At 68.7% G+C, this 24,861-nt stretch carries 18 protein-coding genes and 1 pseudogene; 9 read left to right on the top strand and 10 right to left on the bottom strand.

Annotated features, from left to right (window positions below):
• Window positions 1-2 precede the first annotated feature (2 nt).
• Together lysA and AAIB33_RS07245 are read left to right on the top strand one after the other, a co-directional pair.
• Window positions 3-1,262, top strand: coding sequence for a diaminopimelate decarboxylase (gene lysA, locus AAIB33_RS07250; RefSeq protein ID WP_345802870.1), 1,260 nt, complete (start codon window positions 3-5; stop codon window positions 1,260-1,262).
• A complete protein-coding gene (locus tag AAIB33_RS07245; RefSeq protein WP_345802869.1) occupies window positions 1,232-2,410 on the top strand; it encodes an aldo/keto reductase in 1,179 nt (392 codons plus the stop codon). The genes lysA and AAIB33_RS07245 overlap by 31 nt, the downstream gene beginning before the upstream one ends.
• Before the next feature lie 24 nt (window positions 2,411-2,434).
• On the opposite strand, the gene AAIB33_RS07240 is transcribed toward AAIB33_RS07245, so the two are convergent.
• Entirely contained in the window at window positions 2,435-3,604 is a 1,170-nt protein-coding gene (locus AAIB33_RS07240) for a glycosyltransferase (protein WP_345802868.1), read from the bottom strand.
• Window positions 3,605-3,903: 299 nt separating this feature from the next.
• Here AAIB33_RS07240 and AAIB33_RS07235 point away from each other — a divergent pair, with 299 nt between their 5' ends.
• On the top strand, window positions 3,904-4,713 hold the full coding sequence (locus AAIB33_RS07235; RefSeq protein WP_345802867.1) for a hypothetical protein: 810 nt from the start codon (window positions 3,904-3,906) through the stop codon (window positions 4,711-4,713).
• A 112-nt stretch (window positions 4,714-4,825) separates the two neighbouring features.
• Here AAIB33_RS07235 and AAIB33_RS07230 read toward each other — a convergent pair.
• Together AAIB33_RS07230 and AAIB33_RS07225 are read right to left on the bottom strand one after the other, a co-directional pair.
• Window positions 4,826-4,918, bottom strand: a pseudogene (locus AAIB33_RS07230) (flavodoxin); the annotation flags it as partial.
• Between the two features lie 53 nt (window positions 4,919-4,971).
• Window positions 4,972-5,310 carry a carboxymuconolactone decarboxylase family protein gene (locus tag AAIB33_RS07225; RefSeq protein WP_345802866.1) on the bottom strand — a complete coding sequence of 113 codons (339 nt, stop codon included), beginning with the start codon at window positions 5,308-5,310 and terminating at the stop codon, window positions 4,972-4,974.
• A 125-nt stretch (window positions 5,311-5,435) separates the two neighbouring features.
• Between AAIB33_RS07225 and AAIB33_RS07220 the strand changes: the two genes are divergently transcribed.
• A complete protein-coding gene (locus tag AAIB33_RS07220) occupies window positions 5,436-6,341 on the top strand; it encodes a helix-turn-helix transcriptional regulator (RefSeq protein ID WP_345802865.1) in 906 nt (301 codons plus the stop codon).
• A 1-nt stretch (window position 6,342) separates the two neighbouring features.
• Complete coding sequence (locus AAIB33_RS07215; protein WP_345802864.1) at window positions 6,343-7,329, top strand: aldo/keto reductase; 987 nt, start codon at window positions 6,343-6,345, stop codon at window positions 7,327-7,329.
• 129 nt (window positions 7,330-7,458) lie between these two features.
• Here the strand turns inward: AAIB33_RS07215 and AAIB33_RS07210 are convergent, their stop codons facing one another.
• The 4 genes from AAIB33_RS07210 to AAIB33_RS07195 all read right to left on the bottom strand — a co-directional run bounded on the left by AAIB33_RS07210 (window position 7,459) and on the right by AAIB33_RS07195 (window position 11,180).
• Window positions 7,459-8,385, bottom strand: coding sequence for a helix-turn-helix domain-containing protein (locus tag AAIB33_RS07210; protein ID WP_345802863.1), 927 nt, complete (start codon window positions 8,383-8,385; stop codon window positions 7,459-7,461).
• Window positions 8,386-8,614: 229 nt separating this feature from the next.
• A complete protein-coding gene (locus AAIB33_RS07205) occupies window positions 8,615-9,685 on the bottom strand; it encodes an FUSC family protein (protein ID WP_345803397.1) in 1,071 nt (356 codons plus the stop codon).
• Between the two features lie 391 nt (window positions 9,686-10,076).
• Entirely contained in the window at window positions 10,077-10,457 is a 381-nt protein-coding gene (locus AAIB33_RS07200) for a hypothetical protein (protein WP_345802862.1), read from the bottom strand.
• 42 nt (window positions 10,458-10,499) lie between these two features.
• The gene (locus AAIB33_RS07195) at window positions 10,500-11,180 is read right to left on the bottom strand and encodes a phosphatase PAP2 family protein (protein ID WP_345802861.1); all 681 of its coding nucleotides are present in this window, start codon (window positions 11,178-11,180) and stop codon (window positions 10,500-10,502) included.
• Between the two features lie 359 nt (window positions 11,181-11,539).
• On the opposite strand from AAIB33_RS07195, the gene AAIB33_RS07190 reads away from it, so the two are divergent.
• Window positions 11,540-12,598: an IS110 family transposase gene (locus tag AAIB33_RS07190; protein WP_345800477.1), complete on the top strand. Its 1,059-nt coding sequence runs from the start codon at window positions 11,540-11,542 to the stop codon at window positions 12,596-12,598.
• Between the two features lie 99 nt (window positions 12,599-12,697).
• The gene (locus AAIB33_RS07185) at window positions 12,698-13,897 is read left to right on the top strand and encodes an FAD/NAD(P)-binding oxidoreductase (RefSeq protein WP_345802860.1); all 1,200 of its coding nucleotides are present in this window, start codon (window positions 12,698-12,700) and stop codon (window positions 13,895-13,897) included.
• Window positions 13,898-13,928: 31 nt separating this feature from the next.
• On the opposite strand, the gene AAIB33_RS07180 is transcribed toward AAIB33_RS07185, so the two are convergent.
• Window positions 13,929-18,143: a fibronectin type III domain-containing protein gene (locus tag AAIB33_RS07180; protein ID WP_345802859.1), complete on the bottom strand. Its 4,215-nt coding sequence runs from the start codon at window positions 18,141-18,143 to the stop codon at window positions 13,929-13,931.
• A gap of 422 nt (window positions 18,144-18,565) precedes the next feature.
• Here AAIB33_RS07180 and AAIB33_RS07175 point away from each other — a divergent pair, with 422 nt between their 5' ends.
• Together AAIB33_RS07175 and AAIB33_RS07170 are read left to right on the top strand one after the other, a co-directional pair.
• Window positions 18,566-19,864, top strand: coding sequence for an extracellular solute-binding protein (locus tag AAIB33_RS07175; RefSeq protein WP_345802858.1), 1,299 nt, complete (start codon window positions 18,566-18,568; stop codon window positions 19,862-19,864).
• Between the two features lie 91 nt (window positions 19,865-19,955).
• Window positions 19,956-22,748 (top strand): family 78 glycoside hydrolase catalytic domain, encoded by a 2,793-nt coding sequence (locus AAIB33_RS07170; RefSeq protein WP_345802857.1) that lies wholly within the window; start codon window positions 19,956-19,958, stop codon window positions 22,746-22,748.
• Here the strand turns inward: AAIB33_RS07170 and AAIB33_RS07165 are convergent.
• Both AAIB33_RS07165 and AAIB33_RS07160 read right to left on the bottom strand, forming a co-directional pair.
• Window positions 22,735-23,937: a multidrug effflux MFS transporter gene (locus AAIB33_RS07165; protein ID WP_345802856.1), complete on the bottom strand. Its 1,203-nt coding sequence runs from the start codon at window positions 23,935-23,937 to the stop codon at window positions 22,735-22,737. The genes AAIB33_RS07170 and AAIB33_RS07165 overlap by 14 nt on opposite strands.
• Before the next feature lie 10 nt (window positions 23,938-23,947).
• Window positions 23,948-24,841 (bottom strand): alpha/beta fold hydrolase, encoded by an 894-nt coding sequence (locus AAIB33_RS07160; RefSeq protein ID WP_345802855.1) that lies wholly within the window; start codon window positions 24,839-24,841, stop codon window positions 23,948-23,950.
• Window positions 24,842-24,861 lie beyond the last annotated feature (20 nt).

Below are 24,861 nucleotides of genomic sequence, written 5' to 3'. Positions count from 1 at the left end.
CCATGCCGCATCCCCTCCTCGACCTCTTCCCCGCGGGAGCAGGCGTCGATTCCGACGGCACGCTCGTCATCGCGGGATGCCGCGTCGACGACCTCGCGAGCGAGTTCGGCACTCCTGCGCTCGTTGTCGACGAGGAGAGCATGCGCGCCCGGGCGCGCGAGTACCGCACGGCGCTCACGTCACGCCGGGCGAATGCGCGCGTCGTCTTCGCGTCGAAGGCCTTCCCGGCGACCGCTGTGCAGCGGGTCATGGTGGAGGAGGGGCTCGGGCTGGATGTCGCGGGCGGCGGCGAGATCCTCAGCGCGCTGCGGGCGGGCGTCGACCCCGCGCTGATCGTCGTGCACGGCAACGCCAAGACCACGGAGGAGCTGAAGATCGCGGTCGAGGCCGGAGCGGGGCTCGTCGTCGTGGACAACGAGGATGATGTCGATCGGCTCGAGCAGCTCGTCACGCCGGGGCGCTCGCAGGGCGTGCTCGTCCGGGTCATTCCCGGCGTCGTCTCCTCTACGCACCCCCACGTGCAGACGGGCCAGGTGGGCTCCAAGTTCGGCCTCACTCCTCCCGCTGCGCGCCGACTCATCGCCCGAATCGAGGCCAGCCCGCTGCTCGACCTGCGCGGTGTGCACGCGCATGTCGGTTCGCAGGTCATGGACCCGGCGGAACTCGCCGCCGCCGTCGCCCCGCTCGCCGCGCTGGGTACCTTCCCGGTCTACGACCTCGGCGGCGGCCTCGGCGCCCGCTACACGACCGAAGACCGGCCGGCGCGCGTCGACGAATACGTCGACGCGCTGATGGCGGCGGCAGGCGCGCACCTGCCGGCCGAGGCGGAGATCATCATCGAACCCGGCCGCAGCATGGTGAACGGGTCGGCCTTCACCCTCTACACGGTCGTCACTGTGAAGCGCGACGCCCGCACCTTCGTCGCCGTTGACGGTGGAATGGGCGACAACATGGAGGCCGCCCTCTTCGGTCAGCGCTACGAAGCCGTTCTGGCCGATCGCATGTGCGACGAGGATGCCGAGGACGTCGTCGTGGTCGGCCGGCATTGCGAGTCGGGGGACGTGCTCATCGACCCGCTCCGCCTGCCTGCCGCCCGGGTCGGGGACCTGCTCGCCGTTCCAGCCACGGGCGCGTACACCCACACCATGGCGAACAACTACAACGGGTACCGTCGACCACCCGTGGTCTTCGCGCGGGAGGGCGAGGCGCGTGCGGTCATCCGGCGCGAGACATGGGCGGACCTCTTCGATCGCGACGTGTGAGAAGCGGCCGGCCGTGGGCCGTCGGTCACCCAACCGCTTCCCGACGGAGCCGGTCGCCCCAGGTCACAGAGGTGAACACGGCGGCCGTGTTCGTGCATCGGGATCGCTATCCGGGCACTGCACGGTGCGGGGACGTGAACGCGCGGTGGTACGGCCTGACACAGCACCGAGCGTGCGGACGTCGCGTCTACGCGGGTGGGAAGGTGGAGGCGAGCCGGATGGCTGACAGCATCCGGATCATCCATGCCGCGCTGGATTCCGGAATCAACTTCGTCGACACCGCCGACGTGTACTCGGCGGGCCGGTCCGAGGAGATCACCGGCAAGGCGCTCAAGGGGCGTCGCGACGACGTCGTGCTGACGACGAAGTTCTTCATGCCCATGGACGACGCCGACCCGAACCAGTGCGGCGGATCGCGTCGGTGGATCATCCGCGAAGTCGAGAACTCGCTGCGTCGCCTCGAGACCGACTACATCGACCTGTACCAGGTGCACCGACCGACCCCTGACATCGACATCGAGGAGACACTCGGCGCCCTGTCGGACCTCGTCCACCAGGGGAAGGTGCGCTACATCGGATCGTCGTCGTTCTCAGGCTCGCAGATCGTGGAAGCCCAGTGGGCGGCCCGGGAGCGAAACCTGGAACGGTTCGTCACCGAGCAGCCGCCGTACTCCATCCTCGTGCGCGGCATCGCGGAGGACGTGCTCCCGACCACCCAGCGGTACGGTATGGGCACGCTCACGTACAGTCCGCTCGGCGATGGATGGCTGTCGGGACGGTGGCGGAAGGATGCCGCGGATGCACCTGCCTCGTCGGCCCGGCCGAGCGTCCGCTTCGACATGAGCCTGCCCGCGAATCAGCGCAAGCTCGACATCGTCGAAGAGCTCGCCGTTCTCGCGGAGCAGTCGGAGATGACGCTCATCGAGATGGCGACCGCATGGGCGATCAGCCACCCCGGCGTCACCTCGGCGATCGTCGGACCGCGGACGATGGAGCGGCTCGAGTCCTACCTGCCCGCTCTCGAGCACACCCTCTCGACCGAGATCCTCGACCGGATCGAGGAACTCGTCGCCCCGGGAGTGACGGTCAACCCCGACGACAACAGCTACGGAGCGCACGAACTGCGGCCCGCGGCTCGGCGCCGCTGAGGGCGGGATGCAGCAAGAGACGTGTCAACCGACCAGGGCGCTGAGGGTGTCGACGGCCTCGGCGGTGGATGGCAGGCCGGTGATCGCTGCAGCGACGCGACGCGCGGACCTGGCATACGTCGGATCTGCCAGAACACGGGGGATCTGGGCTGCGGCCAGCTCCACCGATGATGGCCCCGGCTCGACGGTCAGCCCGGCACCCACCGCCGCCACATGGTCGCCGTTGACGACCTGATCAGAGGTGAAGAGCGGCACCACCACCTGGGGCACTCCCGCTGCCAAGGCGCCCATGGTCGTTCCGAACCCACCGTGCCCGAGCATCGCCCCCGCCTGTCGGAGCACGGCATCCTGCGGCCACCACTGCTCCACGTGAGCGTTGGGCGGCAGAGGTCCGAGCCCGGCCGGGTCGACCCTTCGGCCTACCGTCAGCAGCACGCGTGCGTCGACGTCGGCCAACGCATCCAGCGCGCGCCGGAATGCGCTTGCGAACGGGGGCAGGGAGCCGGCGACCGAACCGAATGTGACATAGATCAAGGGGAAATCCGGGTCGCCCCAATCGGGGAGGCGTTGAGCGCTGACGGCTGCCCGAGGCTCGTGGAACCGCAGAAAGTCCTCGCTTGCCGATGGCACCCGCTGCGTGGGGTGATCGAGGACCTCCGGCACCAGGCTCAGGACGGGCTCGGCGGCCAGAGCCGAGCTCATCTGGCCGTCGACGAGACCAGCCAGCCGCCCGAGTTCCTCCAGCGCGTCGCCCATGACCGCTGCGAATCGAGGCACGATCTCGTGCATGCCGATGCAGACGTGCACGTGGGGCACCCCGGCCCGCTCCGCCGCGGCGAGCGAGGCAAGCTCGGCGCTCTCGCGGAGGATCAGATCGGGACGCCAGCGCCCGACCGTCTCCATGAGGGACGCCAGTGCGGCCTGGGCGTCGATCCGGGCGAACACCTCACGGATGACGCGGTTGTCGGCCTCCTCGAACGGCAAGGTCGGCAAACTCCCCATGACGGCACCCAGCAGTTCTCGAGGCGCATCGGCGAACGGTTCGTGTGGGAAGCCCGCCCCAGACACCGTGCGTGCGTACGACACCGGAGCAGCCACCCGGACCTCGTGCCCCGCGTCTGCGAAGGCGCGGGCGAACGGCAGAACCGGCCCGAAGTGACCGTCGTTGGCCGTCGTCGCACAGAGCACGCGCACACGCCCAGGGTTCCACCGCACGTTCCGGCCAACAAGCCTGTTGTGAGTGTCGACTCAGAGATGCCCTCGTCACCTGCGCCGCGTTCGGTCGCCAGGGCCCCGCGTTCGAGTGCCGCGACAGCGAGCGAGATCGCGAGGCGGCGAGCCTCGATTCCGAGATGCTCCAGACTCCGCAGGCGATCGACGCAGCTCGATCGATGGTCCGAGGGCGTTCGATCCGGCTCCCCTGAAGGCCGTCGACGGACCGCTAGGCTTGGCGGCCACGGGTCGGCAGACGAATCACGGGCCGAGGGGGACCTATGCACCGCAGCGCCTCGCTTGCGATCGCGGTGGTTGCCGTGGCATCCATTCTCCTCAGCGGCTGTGCCGCCGATCCCGAGCACTCCGGGCCGAAGTCCGGCGCGTCGGATACCGCCACGTCCGGAAACGACGATCCCGAGCTGGACGACTCCACGCTGGTCGTACTGGGAAAGTACGACGTCGACGGCAACGAGCTCGTCGACGCCAACGTGCCCGAAGACCACGCTGCGGTGTGGGACCGCTTCGCCGAGCTCTTCCCGGCCGACTCGCATCCAGAGATCACGATGTTCGTGGCCATAGACGCGGAGGCCTCAGGAGGAGTCGACGGAGCGCTGGAGCGCAACGGCATCGACCCCGAACAGCGATACATCGCGATCGACGCCACCGACTATGACGAGCCGGATGAACTCGACCGCACGCTCATCCATGAGTTCACCCACCTGGTCACACTGCGCGCGACCCAGGTGACGGACGCCATCGCCGATGAGGATTGCCCGCTCTACGCCAACCGGGGGTGCCCCCTGCCGGGCTCGTACCTAGAGGCGTGGGAGACCGAGTTCTGGCCGGATGCCGCCGCCCCCGACTTCGACGAGTCCGACGAGTCGGTCGAGGAACGATACGACGCCGACGAGTACGTGACCGAGTACGCAGCGACCAACCCCGACGAAGACATCGCTGAGTCGTTCGCAAGCTGGGTGGTCGGCGACACCGAGGCCTCCGTGGGAACAACCGTGGCGGACAAGCTCGCGTTCTTCGAGGACTATCCCGAACTCGTCCAGCTGAAGACCCACATCCTCGCCGCCCTCTGACGACGGCTCACTCACTTCCGACAGATCGTGTTGTTGTGGGATCACGTCGGAATGCACTGCCCTCGCCCGCTAGGGATTCCTCTGGGTCCACGGTTGGTGAGCGGGCCGCAACGAGGTGCGCTGCGTTCGTCGCAAGCGTCGCGGTCGTGCTGGCGACCGCCTCGGGCGTCTCGGACAGGTCTTTGTAGTCGGTCGTCTGCATCGCCAAGGAACACGGTTCGGCGATCGCTGGGGGAGAGCGGCAGGAGGGGACCTCCGTCATTCCGACGCGTGCTCGGTGATGCTCTTCAACACCGTCATCGCCGCCATCCCGTTGGGCCAGCCCGTGTAGAACGCCAGGTGGAGGATGGCCTCCGTGAGTTCCTCGCCGGTGACACCGTTGCGGCGTGCGTAGTCGAGATGGAAGCGCAACTGATCGGTCTTGCCCCGCGCGGTCAGCGCCGCGACTGTCACCAGGCTTCGATCCCGTCGTGAGAGCTCTTCGCGTGCCCACACCTCGTCGAAGAGCACCTTGTCGGTGTAGTGGACCAGTCCAGGTGCGAAGCCACCGAAGGCCTGCTGCCCGCCGTTCCAGCCGCTGTCGTGCTGTTCTGCCATGATCAATCCTTCTCTTGCCGGCCAGGGTCCACTGAACCCGCCTCCTCGGCGGCGAGCCAGCCTCTGCCGAGAGGTGTACTGGCAGGGAACCCCAGCCTGATGGGGGTGCGCGTAACGTCGTCGGCATGGACAACACGGGAGAGGTGCGGGAGTTCCTCACATCACGGCGTGCCCGGCTGTCTCCCGATCAGGTCGGCCTGGCGGCGGGATCCCACCGTCGCGTCCCGGGGTTGCGGCGCAGTGAGGTCGCGATGCTCACCGGAGTGAGCATCGAGTACTACTCCAAGCTCGAACGCGGTCGCATCGCGGGCGCATCCGACTCCGTCCTCGACGCCCTCGCGCGGGCGCTCGTGCTCGACGACGCCGAACGGGAGCACCTGTTCGACCTCGCGCGCGCGGCAGGCGCGGGCCCCGTCGCGCGCCGCCGGCGCAAGCTCGCCCCCTCACCGACTGCGCGACCCGGCATGCAGCAGATGCTGGATGCCATCACCGGTGGGGCCGCAATGGTCCGCAACGGCCGGATGGACATCCTCGCTGCCAACTCGCTCGGAAGAGCTCTCCAGGTGCAGGTCCTCGAATCACCGGGGGAGGGCAACCTCGCCAGGTACACGTTCCTCGACCCGAGGGCGCGGGACTTCCACCCGAATTGGGATGCCGCGGCAGACATCGTGGTCGGCATCCTTCGCACCGAAGCCGGCCGCGACCCGCACGACCGCGGGCTGCAGGACTTGGTCGGCAAGCTGTCCACTCTCAGCGACGCCTTCCGCACCCGGTGGGGCGCGCACAACGTGCGGCAGCACGGCGCGGGCGTGAAGCGGTTCGTGCACCCCGTCGTCGGAGAGCTCGAGCTGAGCTACGAAGACCTGCAGTTCGTGCAGCATCCCGGACTGACATTCCTCATCTACACCCCCGCACCCGGATCCGACAGCGACGAGCGCTTCCAGCTGCTTGCCGCGTGGCAGGCGACGAACGACAGCGAGACTGCCTCCTCCGTCCCCGCCGGGACCACCACTATCGCGAAGGAACAGTGACATGCATACTCGCACCCTCGGACAAGGCCTCGACGTCTCCGCGATCGGGCTGGGCTGCATGGGGATGTCGCAGAGCTACGGACCGAATCCCGGCAGCCGCGACGACATGATCGGCGTTCTTCGCGCGGCGGTCGACCTCGGCGTCAGGTTCTTCGACACCGCGGAGGTATACGGGCCCTACGTCAACGAGGAGCTCGTCGGCGACGCGCTCCAACCCGTTCGCGACCAGGTCGTCATCTCCACGAAGTTCGGGTGGGACATCCAGGACGGCAAGAGCGTCGGGCTCAACAGCCGACCCGAGCAGATCCGGGCCGTCGCCGATGCGTCCCTGGCGCGGCTGCGCACCGACGTGATCGACCTCTTCTACCAGCACCGCGTCGACCCCGACGTGCCCATCGAGGACGTCGCCGGCACGGTCGGCGAACTGGTCGCCGAAGGGAAGGTGCGCCACTTCGGATTGTCCGAGGCCTCGGCGGCGACGATACGGCGGGCCCACTCGGTGCACCCCGTAACCGCGCTTCAGAGCGAGTACTCGCTGTGGACCCGCGACCCCGAATCGGAGATCCTGCCCACGCTCGCCGAGCTCGGCATCGGATTCGTGCCGTTCAGTCCGCTCGGCAAAGGCTTCCTCACGGGGACGGTGGACCAGACGACGTCCTTCGCTGACGGGGACGTGCGCTCGACGATCCCGCGCTTCACCGAGGAGAGTCGCGAAGCCAACCACGCCCTCGTGACACACGTCGCGACCCTCGCCGAGACGCGAGGAGCCACAGCCGGCCAGGTCGCGCTCGCCTGGCTGCTCGCCCAGCAGCCGTGGATCGTCCCCATCCCGGGAACGCGCCGCGTCTCTCGGATCGAGGAGAACGCCGGCTCGACCGCGATCGCACTCTCCGCTGACGACCTCGCCGACTTGGACAAGCTTGCGACACGCATCGGCGTTCACGGCGATCGCTACAACTCCGGGCATATGGGATACGTCGGCCGCTGACTCCCGCCGCACCGACCCGAGGGTGTGCGTGATCGCGCATCGCGCGTCCGAGCCGCGCCGTGGCGTGCGGCTCCATCATGGCTCGATGTGACCTATCTGCGGGCTTTGTCCACAACCCGCTCAAAGGCGTCACCGGTTGAGGTCGGCCCCGGGATCGGTGGCGAACTCGGCGCGATAGTACGCGGCGAAGCGGCTGGGATGCTGGAACCCCCATCGGGCGGCGATGCGAGCGACGGTGGCGACCTCCGGATCGGCGTTGCGGAGGTCTCGCTGTGCAGCGTGCAGCCGCGCTCGCCGAATGTGGTTCATCGGCGTGGTGTCACGGTACTCGCGGAATGCCGCTTGCAGAGTGCGTGGGCTCACGGCGACCGCCGCCGCGACGGCGGGCAGGGTGAGCGGCTGGTCGAGGTTGTCCTCGATGTAGGCCTCCGCCCGGCGGACGATCCTTTCACCGCTGCTGTGGTCGGGGCGCTCCCGTACGAGTCCGAAGACCTGCACGGAGAGCCCGAGCAGGTGCTGCCATCCGGTGCGGCGGACCAGGTCGTTCTCGTAGAGCTCGGGGGTCTGCAGCACCTGTGCATACGCCTCGGCCGTCGCCCACCACGCGGCTGCGGCTTCGCGCGAGACGGGCGTCACTGCCGCGGGGGAGGAGGCCCTTGCGAAGGGGTAGAGATCGAGGATCGTGCGGAGGATCTCGGTGGGGCTGATCTGCACCACGTCGAGCCGAGGTGTGTCGATGTGCGCACGCAGCTTGATCACGGGCGGCATGAGAAAGGTTTGACCGCGCGCGATGTCGAGCTCGTCTCTTCCGTGGAAGGTGTATTTTCCGGCCCGCAAGCGCGCGATCGCCCAGTCGGCGAAGCCCTCCTGACCGACCCCCATCTCGGCGCCGATCGACATGTTCCCCATCGTGATGCCGTCGTCGAGGAAAACCTCCTGGTGAAAGGCGAGGTCGCCGCGCGCTCGGCCCATGCGCAGTCCGGAGCCGTAGACGCTGCGCATCGTCTCGGTCATCTCCGCGTGGTCATGCGTCTCGATCAGGACATGAGTGGGCACGGTGCACCTCCGCGCTCCATCCACGTTGATGCCGGCCCGCGATGCAAGGGGGGTTGGCCTCGACCAAGCCCCGCACTATGCTTTTCGGCCGGCGCCGCGGGTCATCCGCGAAGTGCCCGCCGAGGCTCAAATTCTCGTGGCCATGGACTCGGAGGCCTCTGGCGGAGTCGCCGGAGCACTGAAGCGCAAGGCACCGACCCCGAAAAGCGGTACATCGTGGCCGGGTGCCCTATGGAGAGGACGAACCGGCCTCGATGCCTGCGTCGCGACCCGCGCGGCGTCGGCTGAGTGCCCCCGCGAGCGCCATCACGGCGATCGCGATCGAAACGCCGATCAGGGTGAAGAGAATCCGAAGGCCCTCGTTGGCCAGGTTCGTCGGATCCGAGAGGTCCAGAGCGATGAGGGCAGTCCCAGCGATGCCGGTCGTGTAGAGGGCATAGTTCGCTGTTCTGAACGCGCCACCCACCAGCGCGAGGAGCACCATGGCCCCCGCGAGGACGTATTTCTGGTCGACCGTGAGCAAGAGGAGCACCGCGATGGCGGCGCCGAGGACGGTGCCGACCACCCGCTGCGTGGCGGCCAATCGGGACTGTTGGGCGTTCGGCTTCATCGCGACCTGGGCGGAGAGCGGCATCCAATCGGCGTAGGGCAGTTGGAACCCGAAAGCGATCGCCACCGCCCCGGACACCGCGAGGGTGCGGAGCACGGAGTAGACGACGACCGGTTTGGTGAGTGCGCTGCCGCTCGTGTCGGTAGGCAGCTCCGCCACGAGGGGTGCTCGATCCGGGCGGCGCTGCAGGGCCGAGACGATCGAGCTCAGCACGAACCACGCGGCGGCTCCCGCCAGCCACGCAACCGCCTGCAGCCACGGGTTGAGCGTGATCCCAGCCGCCCCGAATCCCGTCGGAAGCGCGATGGCGATCAGGAACCATGCCGTCAGAAGCGACCCCGTGACGAAGCGACGCACGCCGAACCTGATCACCAATCCGGTCGCGAGGGTGATCACGACGGTCGACACGGTGACCAGAAGCCATCCGGCACTGCCGACCGCGATACCCCAGGCTGTCACGAGAGCACCGATCAGACCGAACTCGGCAGCGAATGCCGCGCGCGTCGAGAGCCGCCCGCCAGGGTCGCCGAGGCCGACGAAGAGCGCACCGAACGACACGCTCAGCCAGTAGACGTCCTGCCCTATCAGCGCGAGCAGAACCAGAGGAATGAAGATGGCGGCCGCCACTGTCAGTCCCAGCGGCCAGTTGAGTCTGGACTTGTCGAAGCCGAAGACTGCAGCGAGCTTCATGATCACCCCGTTCGGTTCCCGTACAACGCGCGCCTCGAGGGGCCCGGCGCCACCCCGATCGGGCATCAGGGTATAGGGCGGGGGATTCCTCCCGCGCGATGTGCGCCTTGGCCTCATCAACATCGTGTGATGTGCTCGGGAATCCGCGCTGCTTCCAGCCACCCCGCGTTTCCAAGCCCGGGGATCAATGAAGAAGAGAGGGACCGCGTGATTCTTCGGCCCAGGCGAACGCACGAACTCATCGCGCGGCCTTGATCGTCGGGCCTGCGAAACCGGGGCTTCTGCCTCTCGATCAGAGTGGATGAAGGAGTCACGCGGCGGGTCCGATGGGGCTGGCGACTGCCGCGGCGCCCGCTGCGTCCTCGTCGGTGGCTCCCTTCGACCCGTCGTGTCACCGGTCCGGCGGTGCGTTCATCGCTCGATCATCGCCGTAGTACTCCGCGAGGAACGCGTCCGACTTCGTCTGCAGGAAGTCGCACAGCTCGGCCAGGAACGCCACTTCCCCCGCGATCTTCCTCACCGCTCTCGCTCCCAAGCGGACAGGCTCTTCGCGCGGTTCGAACGTGATGCTCCACTCCGATCCGACCCCGCCGGTCGGAGGCTCGATGTAGATCTCCGTCGGCGAGTCCGGGATGCGTACGCCGACCAATCCCGTGTCGGCCCCGTCCGAGCCGTCCTGCGGGATCACCCGGATGCGACTGACCACCGCGTGATTGCGCTGTGCGAACTCGTCCACCCACAACTGCAGTGTCGTGATGGTGCGGAACGGCATCGACCTTCCTCCTGCCGCGCGAGAGCCTGTCGTCACCCCTGATTATGCCGAGATCAGCTCCTGCCGCACCACGGCGGCGCTCCACCGTCCCAGGATGGCGCCCGCGATGGTGTCCGAGATGTGGTGCTGGCCGCGGAAGACCCGCGAGAAAGCGATCGCTGAGGGAATCCCGTACCGGAGGAGGGGACCGAGCAGCCGCGCGGCACGCGGGCGATGCCGATCGAGCAGGTCGGCCAGCGTCCCGTGGAGCGCGAAGGCGGCCGCGGTGTGCCCGGAGGGGAACGACGACGTCGCGTGCGGATGCTCGGGTCGCCACACCCGGTCGGGCCGTGGCCGCGCCACGAGGGCTGCAGCGGCGACGAAGCAGGCGGTCTCGAGCGCGAGTGCAGCCGCAGGGGCGGCAGCCGAGCGCCGATCGCGCGTCAGCAGGAACGTGACGCCGCACCAGATCGCGCCGTTGGCGACGGTCTGCGGCACGCCCGAGTACCACGAGAGCGGCTCGGTGACCCGGTCCATGGCCTCGCGTGACCCCGTCGGGCCGACGCGGCCACCCCCGTCGGCAGGATGGCCCTGCTCCGGCTGGTGACCGAGCGCGGTCTGGAGTGCACGAACTGCCCGGTCCTCGCGTGGGTCATCGCCGAGGAGCCTGATCAGCCGCCCCGCCGCCGCGAGCACCGCGATCGCGCACAGCCCGGGCAGGACGACGGCGCGGAGCAACGGCATCCCCGCATCGTACTGACGCCACGGGGGTTGGCGTCGATCATCCACACCGCACTGCCTGGCGCATACTGCGTCGTCCGACGCTGACGCGCAACCCCCGGTGCCGGTTTCGAGGCGGCGCCTAGCCTCGACTCAGTGTCAGGGTGACAGTGCCGCGTTGCGGTGGTTGGATCCTGATCACCTGGCGTCTGGCTCTTAGCCTCGCTGCCGCCTTCGGGTTGGCGTGCATGCGTTTTGCCGGCGTCTGGTGTGATGGACCGGCCGGCGTGACTTGATAGGAGCGTGGCATCGCCCCCCGACTGAGGTTTGTCCGCCGACCGGCCCAACCTGTCCCATTCGGATTCAGGAAGGAGACGATTCCCATGGTGATCGTCATCGGCGCGGATGTCCACAAGGCCACACACACCTTCGTTGCGGTCGACGAAGTCGGCCGCAGACTCGGCGAGAAGACCGTGAGAGCCACGACTGGCGGCCACGAGGCGGCGTTGCGGTGGGCCAGGCGCGAGCTTCCCGGCGAGTTGCGGTGGGGTATCGAGGACTGCCGTCACCTGTCGGCGCGGCTCGAGCGTGACCTGCTCGCGGCGGGGCAGGACGTGGTGCGGGTGCCGCCGAAGCTGATGGCCCAGTCCCGCGCATCCAGCCGGGAGCGGGGCAAGTCCGACCCGATCGACGCGATGGCCGTGGCCCGCGCGGTGCTGCGTGAGCCCGGTCTCCCGGTCGCGTCGCACGACGAGTCGACCCGCGAACTGAAGCTGCTGGTCGACCGCAGAGAAGACCTGGTCAGCGAAAGGACCCGTCAGATCAACCGGCTCCGCTGGCATCTGCACGAACTGGATCCTGAGTTCGATGTTCCGGTGAAGGGGTTCGCGATCGGCAAGCAACGGCGACGGGTCGCTGACTGGCTGGACGGCCGCACCGGCCTGGTCGCTGAGCTGGCGCGTGACATCCTCGCCGATATCGGGCAGGGCAGCATCCGGATCGACGATCTCGAGAAGAGGATCACCGCGCTGGTGCAGGACCGCTACCGGCACCTTCTCGCGATCCCCGGCTGCGGGCCCCTCACCGCCGCGAAGATCGCCGGGGAGACCGCGAACGTCAACCGGTTCCGGTCCGAAGCATGCTTCGCGATGAACGCAGGCGTCGCACCGCTCCCGGTCTGGTCAGGGAACACCCGCGGCAGAGTCCGGATGAGCCGCACCGGCAATCGACAACTCAACGCAGCCCTTCACCGCATCGCAGTCACCCAGATCCGCCTCGACGGCCTCGGCCGCGCGTACTACCGCAAACGCCTCGACCACGGCGACTCCACCGTCGAAGCCCTCCGCTGCCTGAAACGCCGCCTCTGCCGCATCGTGTTCCACGCCCTTCACGCCGACCAACGACCCGCCCACATTCCCTCCAGCCTCCCCCTCACGGCCTGAAACTTGACATAGGAGAAACACATGCACCGCCTGATCTGCTCGTCTGCACTTTTGCGAACTCCTCGGACACGCCGAACGAGCGCATCGGCGGGGTGAGCCATGTCGGACCAGATCGCGGATCACCGCATCCTCATCATCGGCGGCGGCAACGGCGGAATCTCCGTGGCGGCCCGCCTCCGTCGCGCCGGCGTCGACGACATCGCCATCATCGAGCCTCGCGAGGACCACCTGTACAAGCCGCTGTTCTCGCACGTGGCCGGCGGCACGGCACGCGCGAGCATCACCGTGCGCCCGCAGCGCGAGGTGATGCCGAAAGACGTCCATTGGATTCAGGATGCAGTCACCGCGGTCCACCCGGAGGCGAATGCCGTCACGCTGGCAAGCGGCGACACGCTCACCTATGAGCACCTGATCGTCTGCCCCGGCATCCAACTCGACTGGGACCGCGTGCCGGGTCTCGAGGACGCGATACAGACGCCGGCCGTCGCATCCCACTACGAATTCGACCTGGCGAAGAAGGCGTCCGCTCTCCTGCGCGATGTGAAGGCGGGCACCGTCGTCTTCACGCAGCCGGACGGGCCCGCGTCGTGCGCGGGCGCGGCGCAGAAGCCGATGTACCAGGCATCCGACTACTGGCGGGCGACCGGTGCGCTCGACTCCATCCGCGTCGTGATGGTCGTGCCGACGGAGACGCCGTTCATGGCACCGTTCGACCGTGAGCTGGATCGGACGATCTCCGAGTACGGCATCGAGCTGCGCGCGAGCACGGTGCTGCTGCGGGTCGACCCGCAGGCGCAGGAGGTCGTGCTCAGTGCAGCCGAGGGGCCCGAGCATCTGCACTACGACGTGCTGAACGTCGAACCGCCACAGTCGGCACCCGACTGGCTCAAGGCTTCGACGCTGCCGGCCTCCGGATCCTCAGGCGGGTTCGTCGAAGTCGACCCCCGCACGCTGCGGCACCCGCGATTCAACAACGTGTGGTCGCTCGGCGACGCAGCCGCCACGACGAACTCCAAGTGCGGCGGGGCGCTCCGGAAGCAGACCTGGGTTCTGGCGAAGAACCTGTCCCGGGTTCTCCGCGGCAAGGAGCCGACCGCCTCCTACGACGGCTACGCCGTCTGTCCGTTCACGGTTTCCCGATCCACCGTCGTGTGGGCCGAGTTCGACGATGCCGGCAAGCAGAAGCCCAGCATCCCCTTCTTCACAGCGATGTACCGCGAGAGCAGGCTGTCGTGGCTCTTCGACCGGCACATCCTGCCCTGGGTGTATTGGAACCTGATCCTCATGGGACGCGTCTGACGCGCGAGGCTCGAAGCTCCGACGGCGGCGCTCACGACCCCCTGAACACGAGCGTCGACATCAGCCAGATCGTGCCCGCCGAGGTCGTCGCGCCCGCGTTCGCGGTCGCTCCCAGGGAGATCGGCTGATCCTCGACGAGCAGGTCCATGTCGCCGGCGTTGGCGATCTTCGCTCGAGCGGTGAAGCCGGAGCTCGGATTGGGGGACACCCCGAATCCGGAATCGGCGTAGAAGCCCAGAGCAAGACCGTTCGCCGTCGCAGCGGCGGTCGCGCCCGAGGACACGGTCGTGCTCGAGGTCGCTGTGCCGGTCGCCGTCTTCGACGCCAGGACGGCTCCTGTTCCCGCGGCGGTCGAGAGGCCGGTGTACTCCAGCGCCGCGATCCCGATGTCAGCCGATCTCGTCGCGGTCACGGTGATGGTCGGCTTGGATCCGCCGCCCGCGGTGATGGGGGTGCTCCAGACGCTCTGCTCGGTCTGATCCGACGCGGTGAAGTGGGTCAGCTCCGTGTACACGTTCCCGGCGGAATCGCTGACGCTGCTGATCGTCGCACTCGTCGATGACCACACGCCCACCTCGACGATGAGCCGATTCCCGACGGTGATCGCGTTGGCCGTCGTCACGGCACGCGTCGTCGTTCCCGCACCGTGCGCGGTCACGCTCTGCACGGACAGCGGCGTCGCGACACCGGGTGTGACGACGTTCGACCCGGCGGACGGCTGCCCCGCGCCCACCGCGTTGGCGGCCGTGACGGTGAAGGTGTATGCCGTGCCGTTCGTCAGGCCGGTGATGGTCGCCGTCGTGGCGGGCGGGTTGCCGGTGATCGTGGTGGGTGTCTGCGCGACGCCACCGATGTAGGGCGTGATCGTGTACGACGTGATCGGCGAGCCGCCGTCGGCGGGCGCCGTCCAGAACACTGTCGCCTGCGTCGTGCCGCCGGCTGCCGTGACGTTCGTCGGCGCGCCAGGCGCCGTGGCGCGCGCGGCCAGGTGGACCATCGATGCCACCGAGGGCACGCCCGCGCTGTTGACGATGAACATCATGTAGTCGCCGGGGGATGCGATCGCGGCACCGCTCGGCGCGGTGACCGACAGGCTCGAACTTCCCGTCGTGAAGCTCAGCGGCACGAACTGCTGGCCCATGTCGGCCTGGTGGGTGTCGGCGCCGAGCGAGACGAGATTGACCGCCGTGATGCCGGCCGCGTCGGGCGTGTTCACGGTGATCGTGTCGCCGAAGCTCGCCGTCGCCGTCGCGGAGCTGATCGTGGGCCTCGGGCCGTTGGAGAGGTAGGCGGGCGAGTAGATCTGGGCCGAGTACTGCCCCGGGTCTGACAGGCCGTTCTCGTGCCCGCCGCCCGCCACGAGGACGCGGCCGTCGGGCATCAGCACCGCGGTCGAGTGGTAGTTCCGGGCCGCCGACATCGAGGGCCCGGTCGTCCAGGTCTCCGTCGCCGGGTCCCAGATCTCCGTCGACAGCACTCCGGACGTGACGACCGTCTGATCACTGGTCGGCTCGCCGCCGACGGCGAGCACTTTGCCGTCGGCGAGCATCGTCAGCGTGTGGTAGACACGTGCGGTCTTCATCGGCGACGTGTGCCGCCAGGCCGGACTGGGTGCCGTCAGATCGATGACGGATGTCGCCGCCCCCGCCGTCGTGGTGCTGATCACGCTCGGCGCCCCGCCGCTGTAGAGGACCTTGCCGGGCCGGTACATCACCGAGGAGCCGTTCACCACACCGCTCGCACCGACCGGGGTCCAGGTCCGCGCGTTCACGTCGAGCACGTAGGAGACGTCCTCGGACGGCCCGATCGCGAAGACCTTGCCGTTCGGCATCAGATCCGCGAACGGGTACTCCTCCTCGTGGATCTGCGATGTGCTGACTCCGGACAGGAGCGTCCAGCTGTCGGTCGACGGGTTGTAGACCTCCGGCGTGTCCGCCCAGTGACTCTCGTCGGTCGAGTTGCCGCTCAGTGCGAGGAATCGACCGTCGGGCAGCTGCAGCACGGACGGGTACCACCGCGGCGCGTTCATGTCCGCAACCTTCGACCAGCCGCCGGTCGCCGGATCGAAGATCGACGTGGTCGTGATGCCGATCTCGCTGGTGCCGTGCCCTCCGGCGACGAAGATGCGGCCGTCCGCCATGTGCGTGTTGCTGGCGCAGAAGATGCTCGCCGGCGCGTTGACCGTGGTGAAGGTGTTGGCAACGGGATCCCACACCATCGTCGGCGTCGGATTCTGCCACCCGTCGAAGAGGAGGTACTTCCCGTTGTTCAGCTGGATGTTGTGGATCGCGACGAGCGGCCACGTCTGCAGCGACCCCCACTGGCCCAGACCGCCGCTGCCTGTTGTCGGCGTCACGCTGCCGGAGGGCGCCGATTCAGGGCCGGTTCCGACGCTGTTGATCGCCCTGACGGTGAAGGTGTAGGCCGTGCCGTTCACAAGACCCGTGACGGTCGTCGTCGTCGCCGGCGGCGTTCCCGTCACCGTCGTCGCGGGCTTGGCGATCGTCCCGACGTAGGGGGTCACGATGTAGCCCGTGATGGGCGATCCGCCGCTGTTCGGCGCCGTCCACGAAACGGTCGCCTGGCCGTTGCCCGCTGTGGCGGTGACTCCGGTGGGAGCGCCCGGCGCTGTCGGCGTGGTGCCGCCGGCGGCGGCGGTGAAGACGATCGTGGAGAGGAGCCAGACCGTGTTGGCACCCGTGGCCGCACCCGCGCTCGGAGTGGCTCCGGCGCCGATGGTCTGATCCTCGACCAGCAGGTCCATGTCGGATGCGCCGGTGATCGATGCCCGCTTGGTGAAGCCGCCGGCCGGAGTGGGCGACGTGCCGAACCCGGAGTCGGCGTAGAAGCCCAGTGCCAGTCCGGCGGTGGTGGTGGCGGATGTGGCCCCGGAGAACACCGTGGTCGCTCCGGAGGTGGTGCCGGTGGCCGACTTCGCAACGTCGACGGCGCCGATGCCGGCGGTGTTCGACAGGCCGGCGTACTCGAGTGCGGCCATCCCGACATCGCCGCTCGCGGTCGCGGTCGCGGTGATCGTGGGTTTCGTTCCTCCGCCGGCGGTGAGGGGTGCCGTCCAGACGGTCTCCTCGGTGCCGTCCGATGCCGTGAAGCGCGCGACGTTGGTGTAGGTGTTGCCGGCGCTGTCGGTGACGGAGCTGATGGTCGGGTGGGAAGCGGCCCAGATGCCGACCTCGACGATCATCCGGTCGCCGGCGGTGACCGCCGATGCGGGGATCACCGATCGCGTGGAGCCGACACCGTGAGCGGTGACCTGTTGGATGAACGCGATCGGTGGCGCTGTCCCAGGGACGACCGTGTTCGAGCGCGCCGACTCCGCGCTCGAGCCGATGCTGTTCGTCGCCCGCACCGTGAATGTGTAGCCCGTGCCGTTCGTGAGGCCGGTCACTGTCGCGGTCGTGGCCGGCGGTGCGCCGGTGATCGTGGTCGGCGTCTGCGCAGTCGTGCCGATGTAGGGCGTGATCGTGTAGCTCGTGATGGGGTCGCCGCCGTTCGCGGGCGCGCTCCACGAGACGGTGGATCGTCCATCGCCGGCGATGGCGTTCACGCCCGTCGGCGCCGCGGGCGCGGTCGGCTGCGAACCCGTGAGAACGACGTCGTCGAGATACATCCAGGTGTCGTCGGCCGGCTTCGCGCCGTCCTGGTGGACGTTGAACCAGAGCACGACCGTCTGACCGGCGTACGCGCTGGTGTCGAACGTGACGGACGTCCATGCTCGGGCATTGCTGTCGCTCTTGAAGACCGACGCCAGCGTCGTGCCCGACGTGCTGCGAATCTGCGCTTCCTGCCAGTCGTACACGCAGGCCGACCCCGCGCAGATCGTGTCGGTCGTGGCCGGCCAGTACCAGAAGCTCAGCGTGCTGGTGCCGCTCGGAACGGCCACGCGCTGGCTCAGCGTCCCGTCGCCGGTGGGCTCCGCCCCGGACACGCTGCCCAGCAGCGCCGACCCCGTGCCGGCGTGGACGAGGGTCGTGCTGGCCGATCCGGGCGGGGTTCCGGCGGCGGTCCAGAGGCTGACACCGGACTCGAAGTCGCCGTTCTGAACCACGGAGGCCGTCACGGCGGCGGATACGCCGCTCGAGCGCCCGGAAGCGGACCCTGCGCCGGTGATGTCGGACGCGGCGACCGTGAACGTGTCACTCATCGCGGTGGTCGCCACATCACCCGCTCCCGCCGCCTCGGAAGCCGTCGCGGGCGGCGCGATCGCGGGCGCAAGGGCCGCGATCATCGCCCACACCGCCAAGAGCACAAGACGCCGCCCTGCGTGCGACGAGCTGACCGATACACGAACCGACGAGCGACGCATGAGATCGCCTCCAACCCAGTGCAGGCGCGTGAGCACCCGCATCCCAAGTGCGGACGCATCGTAGGATTCCCCTGGCCCCAAGAATGAGGGATCACTGGTGCTGATGCGAGCGTAGGACCAGATGACCCGGACGTAAACCTCTCCGGATGGCGACGAGGGATCGCGTGTGGCCCTGCGGGGCGGGATGCCGGGTGTCGACGCTGTCGTCGATGCTCATCACCAGGTCTATTGTCCGATATAACCACCGCCAATGTCGGAATCGGACAAATGGTGGGATGCTGGGTTGAAACGTTCAAACCCCAGCCGGCACCCGCCGGCGACAATGACGTCACGAAAGGGTAGAGATGTCGCAGCAGACACGGACCGGAGCACTCCGGTGGCCACTCCTCACAGCGCCGGTGATCGGCGCCCTCCTCCTCGCCGGATGCGCGGCAGGCGGTGAATCCGGAGCCGATGGAGGAGACGGCGGCAGCGACCCCGCCGGCTTCTCGATCATGGTGGCCCAGTCGAACGACGCCGACGATTACTGGGGACAGTTCGCAGCGCAGTACACCGAGGAGACGGGCGTCCCGATCGAGGTCATCCCCTACCCGGGGGACGCCTACAACACCCAGGTCACGACGCAGCTGCAGGCCGGCAACGCGGCAGACATGATGATCCTCTCGCCCGGAACCGGTCAGGCGATCTCGGTCGTCAGCTTGGCCGAGGCCGGGTTCCTGGAGCCGCTCGACGACACCTCCGCCGCAGTCATCCCGGAGGGAACCGAGTCGCTCTACGAAGTGGACGGCGACATCTACGCTCAGCCCGCCGCGCTGAACCCCACGGGCTTCCTCTACAACGCCGCAGGCGCCGTTGACGTGGGCATCGATGAGTACCCCGCCTCCTACGAGGAGATGCTCGACGCGTGCGGCACCGCTCGCGACGGCGGCAAGTCCTTCACCGTGCTCGCCGGTTCGGCGCCGCCCAACAACGGCCTTCTCGCCATGGTGATCTCCGCGACGCAGGTCTATGGACCCACGCCCGACTGGAACCAGCAGCGCGCTGCCGGCGATGTCACATTCGCGGACAGCAACTGGAGGGACGTTCTGGAGACGATCGTCGAGATGAAGGAGGCCGGCTGCTTCCAGGACGGCGTCGAAGGAGGGACATTCGACTCCATCACACAGGGCATCGGCGGCCAGACGTCGCTCACGGCGAGCGTCCCCGGTTCGGCAGCCAAGTCGATCGGGGATGCGACAGGGCTCGACCTGACCGTGCAGGCGTTCCCTGCAGCTGAAGGCAAGGAGCCGTTCCTCGTGGCCTCCGCGGGCTACGCGTGGGCGATCAACGCCAAGGCCGACGACGCTGCGAAGGCGGCGGCGCAGGAGTTCCTGGATTGGGCTGCGGAGCCCGAGCAGGCTCAGACCTTCGCAGACCTGTCCGGCCTTGTGGCGATCACCGGCGTGGACGCCGCGAAGCTGCCGGCGCCCTACCAGCCCGTCGGCGATCTGCTCGAGCAGGGTTCGTTCGTGGACGCCCCGCTCGCGACATTCCCGAACCCGGGTGTCTACGACGCCCTCGCCGTCGGCGTCCAGGGCCTGCTGACGAACCAGAAGACGGTCGACCAGGTGCTCGACGAGATGGATGCCGCCTGGGACGCGTGACCGGCGATCATCCGCGGATGCCGCCCGGGGCCGGCCCCCGGGTGGCATCCGCCTCACTCGAAGAAGACCTCGCTCCCAGATTGGACGTGTCGTGACGACACTCGAGAACCTCCGCGTCGAGCAGATGGAACACCCGCTCGGACTCTGGACACGGCATCCGCGATTCTCCTGGCAGATCAGGACGTCTGCGACGGGGGTGATCCAGAGGGCCTACGAACTGGAGATCGAGCCCCTCGGCGAGCCCGAGACCCGGTGGCGCACGGGGCGGATCGAGTCACGCGACTCGGTGCTCGTGTCGCTCGACGGCTTCCAGGCGGACTCCGCCACGGCGTATCGGTGGCGCGTGCGATCGTGGGCCGATGGGACGCCCGACCCCACCCCCTGGGCCGAGTCGACGTTCGAGACGACTCTGCTCAGTCCGGACGATTGGCGGGCCCGCTGGGTGGAGCCCCGGCAGGTCGCCGTCCGCAAGGACGGCGCCGCCGACTTCCGGGAGCTCTTCTCGCTTCGAATCGACACCCCGCCGGAGGCTCGACTGCTGCCGACGCCCTATCTGCGCCAGCGGTTCCGGCTCGACGAGCGCCCGGTGCGGGCACGCCTGTATGCGACCGCGCACGGGATCTACGAGGCGCAGATCAACGGAACACCCGTGTCCGACGAGCTGTTCGCGCCCGGGGTCGAGAGCTACGACATCCACCTGTCGTTCCAGACCTACGATGTGACCGATCACCTGGTCGCGGGAGACAACGCGCTCGGGGTCGTGCTCTCCGACGGGTGGTACGCCGGCCGGGTGGGAATCCTCGGAGCGAGTCGGGGATACGGCGACACGCTGAAGGCGCTCTGGCAGCTCGAAGCGGAGTACGCCGACGGTCGGCGTGCCACGGTCACGTCGGACGACACCGGCGTGTCCTCGACCGACGGGCCCATCCGGTACGCCGACCTCGCTGTGGGGGAGCGATACGACGCCCGCATCGACTGGCAGGGGTGGAGCACCCCCGGCTTCGACGACTCGGCCTGGACTCCGGTCGCAGAACTCGAGGTCGAGCAGTCGCTCGTACCGTTCGTCGGCGAACCGATCCGGCGCGTGATGGAACTGCCTGCGACACGCATCCTGCACACTCCCGCAGGGGACACCGTCCTCGATTTCGGGCAGGTGGTCGCCGGCCGCGTCCGCTTCCGGGTGCAGGGTGAGCGAGGGCGGGTCGTTCGCCTCGAGCATTCGGAGGTCCTCGACCAGCACGGCGACTACTTCAGCAACATCGTCGGACCGAACAAGGACCAGACCGACGTGTACGTCCTCGCGGGTCACCCCGAGGGCGAGACGTGGGAACCCGCATTCACCTTCCACGGCTTCCGCTACGTGCGCATCAGCGGCTTTCCCGAGTCCGTGAGCGCCGAGGACTTCCGCGCGATCGTCACCTCCTCGGACCTGCCGGTCATCGGGCGCTTCGAGACCTCGGATGACCGGCTCAACAGGCTGCACGCGAATGTGCTGTGGAGCCAGCGGGCGAACTTCCTCTCCATTCCGACCGACTGCCCGCAGCGCGAGCGCTACGGCTGGACGGGCGATCTGCAGATCTTCGCCGCCGCCGCCGCGACGAACATGGCGGTCGGCCCGTTCCTGTCACGGTGGCTGAGGATCGTCCGCGACGATCAGCTGCCGGACGGGCAGATCATGAACATCTCGCCGAGCCCGCCGCAGCTGGACTACCTGATGGACGAACCCGCCCCCAGCTACGACGATCCGATCATGCTGCTGGCCTCGTCTGCCGGCTGGGGTGACGTGATCGCGATCGCACCGCTGGTGCTGTTCCAGCACTTCGCGGATCGCCGCGTGCTCGCGGAGAACTACGACGCGATGGCGGCGTGGGCTCAGTACCAGATCGACAGCGCATCCTCAGGACTGCCGCCTCGATTGCTCGGCGCCCCGCTCAGTGCCGAGCAGCGGGACAGGCAGCGGTTCCTCTGGAACAACGAGCCGAACTTCGGCGACTGGCTCGCGCCCAGCACCCTGCGAGGGCCCGACGCGAGTCAGATGAACGCCCCGCGACGCACGGGCGAGGTCATCGGCTCGCTGTATCACGGGCACCTCATGGACGTCATGGCCGAGATCGCCGGCATCCTGGGGCACACCGACGACGCGCGGCGATACTCGGAGAGGGCAGACGGCGCACGTGCGGCCTTCGCCGCGGAGTACATCGACGCCGAGGACCGCATCCCGGGGGGGCTGCAGGGTCCCTACGTCGTCGCGCTCGCCTTCGGCTTCGTGCCCGACGACCGCAAGCCGGCGGTCGTCGCGAGGCTCGTCGAACTCATCCACGAGGCCGACGACCACCTCGACACGGGCTTCCTCTCGGTGCAGTTCCTGTTGGACGTCCTGTGGGACAACGGCCAACGCGACCTCGCCCGAACCCTGCTCTTCCAGGAGACGGCGCCGTCCTGGCTCTACCAGGTCGCTCGGGGCGCCACGACGATGTGGGAGGGGTGGGAGGCGATCGCCCCGGATGGCTCCGTGACCGACCTCTCGTTCAACCACTACGCGTTCGGCTGCGTCGACGACTGGCTCTACCGGCGGATCGGAGGTATCCGGCTCGAGGGACCCGGCTACCGCGAATCGTGCATCGAACCGGACTTCGCGGGGCCTCTCACGAGTGCTGCCGCGCGAATCGGAACCCCCTACGGCGAGCTCGCCGCTCGGTGGGTGAAGACCGAAGCGGGCCGGGTCGAGCTGGTCGTCGAGGTGCCGCCGAATGCGACGAGCAGCATCCGGCTTCCGGATGCCGCACGCGACGTCCACGTCGACGGTCGAGCTCAAGGACCCGGGAGCACATCACTCCTTCCCGTCGGATCCGGTGAAGTGACGGTGTCCTTCACACTCGACTGAGCCTCGTCGCGACGAACGCGATCACTGCGCCGGAGACGCAGACCGCCATCGTGACCGCCATCGCGACGGGGCTGCCGCCCGCCCCGCTGTTCGCCGCGGGTGCGGCGAGCGCCGCAAGGCCGAACTGGGCGGCGCCGAGGAGCGCGGATGCGGAACCCGCCTCGCGCGTGGCCTGATCCATCGCGAGAGCGGTGGCGTTGCCCATGATGAACCCGAGGCAGGTCACCGACATCCACAGCAGGGCGAGCAGGAGAGGCGTCGTGAGGCTGCCGATCAACGCCGTGCCGACGAGGACCAGCACCACCGACGCCTCACCGACGAGACCGATCGCGAGGATCCGGCGGGGTGCCACGATGCGCACGAGACGGGCGTTCGCGAAGGAGGCGAGGGTCAGTCCGACGGCATTGGCGGCGAACGCGAGCGAGAATGCGCCGGGCGCCAGTCCGAATCCCTCCTGGAGGACGAAGGGGGATGCCGAGACGTAGGCGATCAGGGTGGCGTAGGCGAAGACGAGCACGGCCGTGTAGGCGATGAAGCGAGGGCGCCGCACGACGGTCCACAGCCGACGCATCGTCTCACCGCCGCCCGCCGCGCGACGACGCGTCGACGGGAGCGTCTCGGGAAGCAGCACGAGCGCGCCGAGAAGCATGAGCGCGGCGAACCCGGTGAGGGCGGTGAAGACGCCGCGCCAGCCCGTCGCCTGGGTGAGGATTCCGCCGAGGAGCGGTGCGACGACCGGGGCGATCGCGCCCATCGTCATGAGCAGTGAGAACGCTCGCGCGGCCGGCTTCCCGCGGACCGTGTCGGCCACCATGGCGCGGCCGAGCACGATGCCTGCGGCTCCCGCCACTCCCTGAACGAGACGCGCCGCGATCAGGATCTCGATGCCGGGAGCGAGCGCGCAGGCCGCCGACGCGACGACGCACACGCCCGCCCCGGCGAGCAGGACCGGTCGTCGCCCGACTCGATCCGAAAGCGGGCCGAGCACGACCTGACCCGCGGCGAGGCCCACCATGAATGCGGTGAGGGTCAGCTGGAGGGTCTGGGCATCGGTCGCCAGCTCGACCGCCATCGCCGGCATCGCCGGCAGGTACATCGCGGTGGCGAGCGGCGAGATGGCTGCGAGCAGGGCGAGGGTCAGCAGCTGGGGCGTCGCGAGACGGGCGGCCGAGGCATCCGTCCCCGGCATGTGCGGACGATCACGCATCGAGCGTCGCGGCGAGCCATCCAGCGGTGCGTTCGATGATCTCGGGGAAGTGCTTCGAGAGGATCTCGTAGTGCTGACCGGGGTACTCGATGAGCTCCTTCGGCTCGGGCATGCGGGAGAACATCTCACGCGCCTCCTCCACCGGCGCGACGGTGTCCTGCGAGGCGAGCACCATCAGCAGCGGCTGCGTGATCCGCTCGGCGTATGCCGTCACCTCCATCTCGAAGATCCGGTCGAGCGTCGAGATCGTGATCTCGTTGCGGAAGCTCGGGAGGCCGTGGATCGCGTTCTCGACGAACTCGAGTCCCTCCTGATCGCTGAACATGACGGGCCGCCCGGGTTCCGGCGCGCCGTGCAGGCGTATGGTCGCCGCCGGCTCGCCCCGCAGCCGGTTCTGACGGTCGACGGGGATGAGCGCCTCGAGCTCGGCGAGCGTCGCCTCGGGCTGCAGCTGTCGCGCACTCCACCCGCTCACGGGCGGGATGATGCTCACGACGGCCGATACCCGACGATCCATCGCCGCGGTGAACATCGAGTTGGCGCCGCCGATGCTCACGCCCCAGAGACCCAGCCGGTCTGCGTCGAGGTCATCCCGCAGAGTGAGGTGGGTGATGACGTCACGCAGGTCGCGGCATTGCTGCCAGGGGTCGAACTCCTGTCTCGGCTCGCCGTCGCTGTACCCCGTCGACCGGTGGTCGTACGAGAGGCAGGCGAGGCCGGCCGCCGTGAATGCCGGCGCCATCGGCCAGTTCGACTCCGCAGGGCCACCGAGGCCGCCCTGCAGGATGACGACCGGCGGCGGGGTCGCGGCGTCCGCGGGGAGGAACAGCCGTCCCCGCAGGGTGACACCGCCGACCAGGAACTCGACATCTTCTTCTCTGTGCATGCTGTCGCCTCTCGATGGGT

Source organism: Microbacterium sp. AZCO (genome assembly GCF_039614715.1).
Lineage (GTDB): Bacteria > Actinomycetota > Actinomycetes > Actinomycetales > Microbacteriaceae > Microbacterium.
Note: the sequence above shows the minus strand (reverse complement) of the source record. Positions and strands in the feature narration are given on the sequence as shown.